Source organism: Flavobacteriales bacterium (assembly GCA_019694795.1).
In the GTDB taxonomy this organism is placed as follows: domain Bacteria; phylum Bacteroidota; class Bacteroidia; order Flavobacteriales_D; family UBA2798; genus UBA2798.
Genome location: JAIBBF010000076.1, coordinates 1 through 9488, shown reverse-complemented (window position 1 = coordinate 9488; position 9488 = coordinate 1). Strand labels below are relative to the sequence as shown.

Sequence of the window (9488 nt, the reverse complement as noted above, 5' to 3'; positions counted from 1 at the left end):
AAATACATGATTAAATCGTATTGCGAAGCATTTTTTATAAAATTCATATCCGGTTCGGCAAAGGTGATAAAGTCGTCGAACTCCTCTTCGCTTAGAATAAAAATATCACCTTTCACGTATTTGGCTAACAATTCTTTGAGCAATTCGCGTTTGCGATCTTCAAATTCCAGCTCTGCCACCTTACGTTTTTCTTTTTCAATTTTACTGAATGCTTCGTAGAGAGCGGTAATTGGACTCTGCACTTTTAAATAATCGCTGGAATAGGCCGAAGTTTTTTTCTTCTCCAGTTTTTTAATATCCGCTTCAATTTCTTTGAAATCGCGAACAGTAACAACGGTTGCTTCCGGCAATAAAATAGATTCTTTAAAAAGTTTTACCGTAAACAGTTTAAAGGGTGTACTCAGCGAATCTTTCAAACAAAATGCAAGCGGAACATATCCTTTGGATTTTACCACAATGGTATCGGTAGATAAAACCACCATGTCGAATTCCGACCATCGGTCGCCGAATGTTCCTACGCCACTACGCATATTCATGGCGAAAAAATTCATCCAGATATGCGGATTATCCAAATCCTCCACTTTTACTTTAAGACGAATAGTATCCTTCTGGGCCATCACCGTAGTGACAGAAAGAAAAAGTCCCAATAAGCCTATCCATTTTCGCATAGCGGAATTACAACGTGAAAAATACTTATTTATTCAGCAGAAATTTCGGATTTGAGCTATTTTAACAGCTCTATCGTCGAAAAGCATGCCAACATGTAAATTCAGGTGGATAAAGTTGACGTTTTTAAATAATTAATTCCCCCATTCGCACGGTGCTTTGGTATTTTCCTCCGGGGTAATAATCGTTATAATCGAAGTTCAGCCACACATTGTGAGAGGCATCTACATGGTAATAAATGGGTTTGTCTTTACTTTCCTTCACAAACAAGGCTTCGTGAATGAGGTAATTGATGTTCTCCAGGTCTTTTTTGTTTCCTACAAAAACTTCGGGGTATACATGTCCCGTTAGCATGCCTCCGGAATTCACCTGGGTGCGTACTAGTTTAACCTGACCACCAATGGCTTTGATACAGGCCGCCATCAGAATGGAATAATCATCACAGTCGCCCTTAAACTTTCCATCGGTGCGTAATTGAGAAACCGTTTCGGAAGCTGATGCAAAATAATCACCGCTGGTGGGATCATACACATACCTCCATCGTTTACGGATTTCCTTGAACACCGAAAAATATTGCAAAATGCGAATATCACCTGAATAGTGATAATCATCGAAATGCTTCACCGCTACTTCGGCTGCATAGTTTCTTACCAATGAATTTCTGTAATCGATGGCATTTCTAAATTCGCTGGCATGAGGAAAAACATTGTCCTCCGGATTTTCCGCTTCCTGAAATTTAAACTGAATGGCCGAATGGTTGATGCTAAAAATAAATTTGCGGTAATCGTTCACCAATTGCGGAAATGAATAGCGTCCCATAAAGGTCAGCACCATCATGGTGAAGAGTCCCGTAGCAAATACCAAAAACAAAATATGCCGGATTCTCCGCGCCAGATAATAGACTGAAATAAATACAGCGGAAAAAGTAAGTACATGATCAATCCTCCATTCGGTGCCCGGAATATACAAGGGTGGAATGTGATTGTAAATGATGATAAACAAAGGAACTCCCAGCATCAGTACAATAAGCACCAGCAAAACCACCTGCAAAATATGCAAGCCCCGCTTCGGGTGGACTGTATCTGTCTTTGGTTCGGTCACAAAACAAAAATAAGCATAGATTGTTAGCTTTAAAACGGAAAAAGCTTAGCTTTCGTTCTCTGCATTAACAAGATTTTAAACAAAGCTTATGGAAAGGACAGAAGAAGAATGGAAAAGGATACTGAATGAGGAAGAATTCAGGATTTTGCGTGGGAAAGGGACAGAAATGCCTTTTAGTGGCAAATACAATATGCATTTCGAGAAGGGGATTTATTCCTGCAAAGGATGTAATAGTCCACTCTTTACTTCATCCATGAAATTCGATTCCCATTGCGGCTGGCCCAGTTTTGATGCGGAACTACCGGGAGGAAAAATCAAAAAAATAAGAGATACTTCGCATGGAATGATCCGCACGGAAATAGTTTGTGCGAATTGTGGCGGACATTTAGGTCACGTATTCGATGATGGTCCCACAGAAAGTGGTTTACGCTACTGTGTCAACTCGGTGTCCATCGATTTTAAACCGGAATAATCAATAAGCGCCGGTCCTCAATAAAACCAGCGTACAGGCTTCTTCCGTTTCTATTCCTGCTTTTTCCAATTGCATTTCGAAATCCGGATTTTCCGTACCCGGATTAAATATCACCCGTTTAGGGTGCAGACTAAGCACGTATTGGTAAACTGCAGCTTGATTTTGGGGTCCTAAATACAAAGTAACCGTATCAATATCGTTAAAGGGCAATTGATCTTTTTCAATTTCCACATCCCCTACTTTTCCTTTTTTATTTCCTACAGCTACCACCGGGTGATGGTATTGACGCAATAATCGAATAGCCATGTTCGAATAGCGATCAGGATTTTCGGATGCACCGATGACCAATGTCTTTTTCATTCGTTCACAAAATTTAATTCCAAACCAGGTTCCAGTTTACTTAAACGAATGATACCGCCATTTAGTTCAAATCCATTAAAAGGATCATTGTTAATCAGTAAAGGACCATCCACATCCAGCAGATCTGCCTCTGCTCCTAATTCCGCAGCATGATATACGCCACACGAGGATTCACTCATGCAACCGATGAGTGTAAACATGGATTTTTCCTTAGCAAAACGCAACATTTCCGAAGCAGCAATGGGTCCACCACACTTCAGCAATTTTACATTTACACCATCGAAACAGGCATAATTTTTTTTCAGGCTTTCGAGTGTAGTTATGCTTTCGTCGGCAATGACTTTTAAGGCTGATTTTTTCCGAAAAACTTCATGCATTTCATAATGATCAGCAGCAAAAGGTTGTTCAATCATCATGACATTCATATCCCGCAACCAAAACGAAAAACGAATGCTGTTTTCCATGTCTTTCCATCCCTGATTGGCATCAATGCAGAGCGGACGATCGGTGTATTTGCGAATAAGATTTATCGGTTGTTGATCTGTTTCCGATTGAAGTTTCACCTTTAAAACCGGAAATCCTTCAGCAATTTTTAATTTTTCGACGATCTCCTCTTCCGTACCCAAACCCAAGGTATAAGTGCTTAACGTATTTACCTTTCGAACATCATTTGCTTCTTCCTTATTCAATTTTCGTTGTAGCTGAAGAAAGGCTTCTTCTACGGCACAAACCGCAAAGTGATTTTCGCCTTCCAGCTGATGCAATAGCGAGAGAAATTCCTGAGGTGTTCCGGCGGACAAGCATTCGGCTTGAATCGTTTTTAAAAATGAAATGACCGAACTCGTGTTTTCCTTCAAATAAGGAGGTAATGTAGCTTCTCCATAACCATACATCCCCTTTTTTTCGAGCCGCACAAAAACACTGTCAGTCCCTGTCCGCTCCCCTGTTGCCAGTCGAAATGGATGTCTGAAATTCAAGCGATAAGCACACCAGCTAAGTTTCATGCTTCAAAAATAGCCTTTAGGTTCCTGAAAAACCGACCTGTTTGAAAGAGGTTATGAATAGAATTTTGTTCAAACTCTTAATGATATTTAACAGTAAATACGAAGCACTGTGCCGAACATGATGTAAATTTGGGGTATGAGTCAGGACGACGAACACGTAAGTAAGATTGCCGGCGATATCTCTAAGATCAGAGGTAAACTGAAAGATGTGCGTAAAAATCTGGGCAAGGAATTGCGCAAGAGTAAAGAGGTTGCTTCTGAATTGAGGGAAAACGCTGAAAAGGCCTTATTGGACATGGGTACCGGAAAGGTATTTACCGATGATGAGGCTGCTGAAAATTTAAAAAACACACTGATCGATACCGTAAAAGCAGCGGGAATGACGGGGATCTTTTTATTACCCGGAGGATCGGTGGGACTGGTTGCTCTCAGAAAAATGCTGAAATCGAAACAAGCCGAAAAACTGGGCATTGAAAATCTGTTGACGCTCACCGTTGAAGAATCGAAAAAAGCCGAGACGGAAAAGCACAAGGACGAAGAAGAATAAAGAAATGTCTTTTCCTATAGGGACCTAGTTCGTTTGATGTCCATTTTATCTTCTGCTTTATTTGTCAATCCTGGAAATGAAGCGCGATTCACATCCATTCACCATCCGCTCCCACTCGGATTATCTCCTTAACAATCACCAAATTCAAGTCTAATCCTTATATTTACCTTCATTCGGTAATTATGAAACACATTGGCTTTTGGATTTTCTTTTTGTTGCTGGGTATTCAACTTCAAGCGCAACCGGAATTGGATGTTTTATTTAAAAAACTGGAATCGGCTTCCGGTGATAAAGAGAAATGTGAAATTCTGAATGATATTTCGCTTTTTGTGGTAAACAGCGATCCGGAACAATCGCGCGATTATGCCAAACAAGCTTTAAGTCTTGCCGAAAAAATCAATTTTACCGAAGGAAAGGGATTTGCTTATTATAATCTGGGAAATGTAAATTATTACATCGATGAATATGAAGAGGGTTTAGCCAATCTGAAAACTGCTGAATCTTTATTTAAAGAATGTGGCAGCGAAAAAGGACTTGGTTATGTATTTAACACCCGGGGCGAAATTCAAACACTGGAAGGGGAATACGGTGATGCCTTGAATTCATTATTTGAAGCGCTGTCGAAGTTTGAAAAAATAAAAGATAATGTAGGATTGGCACGTGTGAATAATAACATCGGTTTAATTCACTATTATCAAAAAAATTATGATGAGGCCCTGAAGTATTTTAATCAGGCTTTGGTTACAGCCGATGAACCGCGTGTTGGTGATGCTTCATTGTATATCGGTCGGGTTTATATTGAGCAAAACAATTATTCCGAAGCTGAAAAATACTTATCGAAAGCACTGGAAATCGGTAAAAAGAATGAGGATAATTATATTATTTCCGACAGCTATTATTTATTGGGACGAATTGATGCTTTTTACGGCGAACATGAAAAAGCCTATACGCATTTTACCGAGTCGATTGAATTGAAAAAATCACTCGAAGATGAGCAAGGAATTGCTTTATGTTCCATTCACCTTGGAAATTTGTTGTTGGGTCAGAATAAAGTGGAAGATGCCGGTCACTATTTCTACGACGCCATCCGTCTGGCGCAATCGATCGGTGTGCGCGAAGAATTAAAAGATGCCTATTTAGGAATCAGCAATGTGTACAATTACAAAAAGCAATACGACAGTGCTTACCATTATCTCAATCTGCACAATGAAGTTCAAAATGAATTATTAAGTGAAGAAGCATCCAAAAAACTGGCACAGCTTGAAGCTTCATTAGATGCTCAGCGGCAGGAAGCTTTATTTGAGGCGGACCGTCAGATGCAGGCCTATAATAAAAAGGTGATGATTTATGCCGGACTTGCAGTTATAGCTGTATTGCTGGTCTTTGCTTACCTCATGTTCAATCGCTACCGCATGAAACAAAAAGCGAATGAGCAATTGCAAAAATTCAACGATGAAATTGTGCAACAAAAACACATCATCGAAGAAAAGAACCGCGATATCATGGACTCGATTAAATACGCCAAACGAATTCAGGAAGCTATTCTCCCTTCCAATGAAATCATAGCCGCTTATTTAAAGGATTTCTTTGTGATGTATCGTCCGAAAGACATCGTTAGCGGCGATTTCTACTGGGCACTTCCGATTGAAGAAAACGGAAAGAAAAAATTATTGTTTGCATCGGTCGACTGTACGGGGCACGGTGTGCCCGGAGCTTTCGTATCTATTGTAGGATATAACGGATTAAACCGGGCGGTGAAAGAATACAAACTCCATCAGCCCGCTGCCATATTGGATAAACTCAATGAACTGGTAGAAGAAACTTTTCGTCAGCAAGGAACCGGAAATATCAAGGACGGAATGGATATTTCGCTTTGCAGTGTTGAATATATGTCCGACGGTTCCATGGAATTAATTTTTGCCGCAGCGAATAATCCCTTATGGATTTTCAGAAATGGTACGCAATGGGAAGAAATTAAGGCCGACAAACAACCGATTGGTGCTTATCTCGACCGGAAACCGTTTAAGCAACATGTAATTCAACTGAGCAAAGGCGATAGCATGTATATATTCTCTGATGGATATGCCGATCAGTTTGGCGGTAATGACGTAACAACAAGAGCAGGTGGCGGCAAGAAATATAAATATTCTAAAATGCGTGATTTCATTATAGCCATGCAGCAAGAACCGATGTCCGTTCAACAACAAAAATTGACAGAAGAAATTTTACGCTGGACCGGTGAACTGGAGCAGGTAGATGATCAATGCGTGATTGGATTAAGGGTGTAATTGCAAGTTGGTCTTTCAATCAACCTAAATCAGATTTGTTTTTAAACGCTCTATTCGGGAAATAAAAAATTCAAAAGAATCTTTCAGAGTATTTATCTATTCCTATCATTCATCCAAACTGGAAAAAATGGAATTGTTCGATACATATTCCGGAACCAGCGATTTGAGTGCAGCAACAATTTTCATATTGTCCTGCGTATTGAACAATTGAATTAACGCATTTACTTTTTGTTCAACCTCCAATGCATTTTGCTCACGCACCTGTGCAATCATTATTTGCGGATGATGGGTGCTGAGGGTGTTTTCCTCATTCGAGAGAACCTCTTCGTATAATTTTTCACCCGGACGTAATCCCGTAATTTTAATTTGAATATCCTTACCCGGTTCAAATCCCGATAAGCGAATCATTTTTTCCGCCAAATCGATAATGCGAACAGATTTGCCCATATCGAACACAAAAATTTCTCCACCCTTTCCCATCGCTCCGGCTTCGAGGACTAACTGACAAGCCTCCGGTATCGTCATGAAAAACCGCGTAACATTCGGATCCGTTACAGTCACTGGTCCCCCATTCTCAATCTGCGATTTAAACAATGGAATAACCGATCCGTTCGATCCCAATACATTTCCAAAACGGGTGGTAATAAATTTGGTGGAACCTTTTCCATTGCTCGATTGCGCATAGATTTCCGCAACCCGTTTGGTGGCACCCATTACATTGGTGGGATTAACCGCTTTATCGGTAGAAATAAATACAAATCGTTCAACGTTAAATTTCAGACTGAGATCCACCAGAATTTTCGATCCTTCCACATTGGTTCGCAAAGCCTCAGATGGATTATCTTCCATGAGCGGTACATGTTTATAGGCCGCAGCATGAAATACCACTTCAGGTTTAAAATGCGTAAACACGCGCTCAATTCGTTCTCTGGTTGTGATATCCGCCACCACCACTTCGCAGGAACGAAACTGATCGTTGCGCCACAATTCCATTTCAAGATCGTACAAAGCCGATTCTGCCTGATCGAGTAAAATCACTTTAGCAGGAGAAAAACGGATTAACTGCCGCACAATTTCACTTCCAATGGATCCAGCAGCTCCGGTAACAAGAATGCGTTTTCCTTTTAAAACGGCATTGATATTGTTTTCATCGAGTTTAATAGGTTCTCTTCCCAATAAATCTTCGATACGGACTTTTCTGATTTGTTTAAAGGATAATTCCCCATTGATCCAGTTTTGCACCGGAGGAACATTCAGCACACTTACCTGATGTTGAATGCAGGTTTCGATGATGTTTTTTTTCTTTTCCGGATGAGGATTTAAAATTCCGACGATCAACTGATCGGGTTCATGTTCGCTTATGACTTTTTCTAAATCGGAAGAAGAATAAATCATTACACCTTCCAGCGTTTTCCCTTTTTTCTTCTGGTCATCATCGAGAAAAGCCATTACCTTATAACGCGTCCCCGCATCACGATCGAGTGTACGCTTGGTGATTAATCCCATTTCACCGGCGCCGTAAATAATGACTTTGGTTTTGGATCCTGCAGGATTTACCTGTTCGGCATACATCAGTTTCACTGCAATTCTAAACGTAATCATCAGAAAAGTGGTGAGCAGATAATCCATGATTAAAATGGAAATCGGCAAGAAATAATAACCGTCGATAGCGTAACGTACAGGAACCAAAACGGCCATGATCAGTGAGCCCAGTGTAACCGTGATGAAAATCCGCTTAGAATCTTCGGTACTGGTATAGCGGATAATTCCCACATAGGTCTTTCCGAAATAAAAGGTAGCCGCACGTATAATCAGAAACAAAGGCAGCGACCATTTTAATGCGGGCCACTCTTCATCAATGGGAAAACTGACAAAATCGAAACGAATTAAATAAGCCATCACCAGTGAAGAAAGACAGATCAGCATATCGATGCTGAAAATGATCCACCTGGGAGTACTGCGCTTCGGGATTTTTAACATAAAACGAAGATAAAAAAATCCAAACGGAGAAAGGGATTCCGTGTCAAATTATCAACGAATAATCCCTCTTGAGAATCAAAAGAAAACGTATCGATTTCAAAAATAAGCAGAATAAGAACGATTACCCACCATCACCAGGTGCCTGCGTAACCAATGTCTTCTTTGCAATAAGCAGCCAGATAATGATGTTTTACCGCAAGAATCTGCCGGATATGCAAATAATCATGCGCCAGCCAGTTGGAGAGGAACATGTTGGACGACATCGCTCCGAATTTGGGATGAACATAGGCGCTGCTCCAATTGGGATTTTCGAGTTGCTGAAGCCATTGGACCGATACTTCACGCTCGTGAAGAAATGCCTCTAAACGCTCATTAAAATTTTGTGCCGCGTAATTTCTGGATTTCACCCAAGCCTGAGGATCGATGGAAACAAGAGGCGACTCCGGTGAAAATAAAGCCAGTTTCGTGCGCGCTCTGAAATCTTCTAACTCTTCATCGTGTAAATGACAAACAATTTCGAGCAGACTCCACTTATCTTCAGTTTGTTTAAAATGAATTTGTTCATCCTCCAATCCACTTAAAAGTGATTTAAAAATACCTGCATTTGCTGAAAGTGCTGAAATGATGACTTGCTGATTCATGGTGATCCTTTTGATGAAAATAAGAGATTGAGTCCAATTAACAAAGCCCGAATTACGTAATTTGCATAATAAAACATCTTCTATGGAACTCAATGCCAACTTCTGGAACGAACGCTATGCTGAACAAGAAACCGGTTGGGATATCGGGTATCCATCTCCTGCCATCAAAGAATATCTCGATGGAATAAAGGATAAAAACATTCACATTTTAATTCCAGGATGCGGAAAAGCGTATGAAGCAGAATATGCACATCAATTGGGATTTAAAAATGTATTCGTTGCCGACTATGCACCGCTTGCACTGGAAGAATTTTCGAAACGCGTTCCGGATTTTCCTTCGGAACATTTATTGGTTGCAGATTTTTTCAAAATCGAACAATCGTTTGATCTCATAATTGAACAAACCTTTTTCTGTGCACTCGATCCTTC

At 40.4% G+C, this 9488-nt stretch carries 10 protein-coding genes; 4 read left to right on the top strand and 6 right to left on the bottom strand.

All coding sequences use genetic code 11. From position 1 onward, the window contains the following. Together K1X56_13845 and K1X56_13840 are read right to left on the bottom strand one after the other, a co-directional pair. Nucleotides 1-668: hypothetical protein (locus tag K1X56_13845; GenBank protein MBX7095799.1), on the bottom strand; the 668-nt coding region annotated here is incomplete at its 3' end. A 124-nt stretch (nucleotides 669-792) separates the two neighbouring features. Continuing rightward, nucleotides 793-1767: a transglutaminase-like domain-containing protein gene (locus K1X56_13840; GenBank protein MBX7095798.1), complete on the bottom strand. Its 975-nt coding sequence runs from the start codon at nucleotides 1765-1767 to the stop codon at nucleotides 793-795. A gap of 88 nt (nucleotides 1768-1855) precedes the next feature. On the opposite strand from K1X56_13840, the gene msrB reads away from it, so the two are divergent. Next, complete coding sequence (msrB, locus tag K1X56_13835; protein ID MBX7095797.1) at nucleotides 1856-2239, top strand: peptide-methionine (R)-S-oxide reductase MsrB; 384 nt, start codon at nucleotides 1856-1858, stop codon at nucleotides 2237-2239. Here msrB and K1X56_13830 read toward each other — a convergent pair whose 3' ends face one another. Both K1X56_13830 and K1X56_13825 read right to left on the bottom strand, forming a co-directional pair. Then, nucleotides 2240-2599 (bottom strand): CoA-binding protein, encoded by a 360-nt coding sequence (locus tag K1X56_13830; protein MBX7095796.1) that lies wholly within the window; start codon nucleotides 2597-2599, stop codon nucleotides 2240-2242. It lies immediately after the preceding gene. Next, nucleotides 2596-3603: a hypothetical protein gene (locus tag K1X56_13825; protein MBX7095795.1), complete on the bottom strand. Its 1008-nt coding sequence runs from the start codon at nucleotides 3601-3603 to the stop codon at nucleotides 2596-2598. The genes K1X56_13830 and K1X56_13825 overlap by 4 nt, the downstream gene beginning before the upstream one ends. A gap of 136 nt (nucleotides 3604-3739) precedes the next feature. Here K1X56_13825 and K1X56_13820 point away from each other — a divergent pair, with 136 nt between their 5' ends. Both K1X56_13820 and K1X56_13815 read left to right on the top strand, forming a co-directional pair. After that, entirely contained in the window at nucleotides 3740-4150 is a 411-nt protein-coding gene (locus K1X56_13820; GenBank protein MBX7095794.1) for a hypothetical protein, read from the top strand. Between the two features lie 182 nt (nucleotides 4151-4332). Beyond that, entirely contained in the window at nucleotides 4333-6438 is a 2106-nt protein-coding gene (locus K1X56_13815) for a tetratricopeptide repeat protein (protein ID MBX7095793.1), read from the top strand. 105 nt (nucleotides 6439-6543) lie between these two features. On the opposite strand, the gene K1X56_13810 is transcribed toward K1X56_13815, so the two are convergent. Continuing rightward, entirely contained in the window at nucleotides 6544-8418 is a 1875-nt protein-coding gene (locus K1X56_13810) for a polysaccharide biosynthesis protein (GenBank protein ID MBX7095792.1), read from the bottom strand. Nucleotides 8419-8549: 131 nt separating this feature from the next. Beyond that, a complete protein-coding gene (locus K1X56_13805; GenBank protein ID MBX7095791.1) occupies nucleotides 8550-9059 on the bottom strand; it encodes a DinB family protein in 510 nt (169 codons plus the stop codon). 82 nt (nucleotides 9060-9141) lie between these two features. Between K1X56_13805 and K1X56_13800 the strand changes: the two genes are divergently transcribed. Next, nucleotides 9142-9488 (top strand): SAM-dependent methyltransferase (locus K1X56_13800; GenBank protein MBX7095790.1); only part of this gene is annotated, 347 nt, incomplete at its 3' end.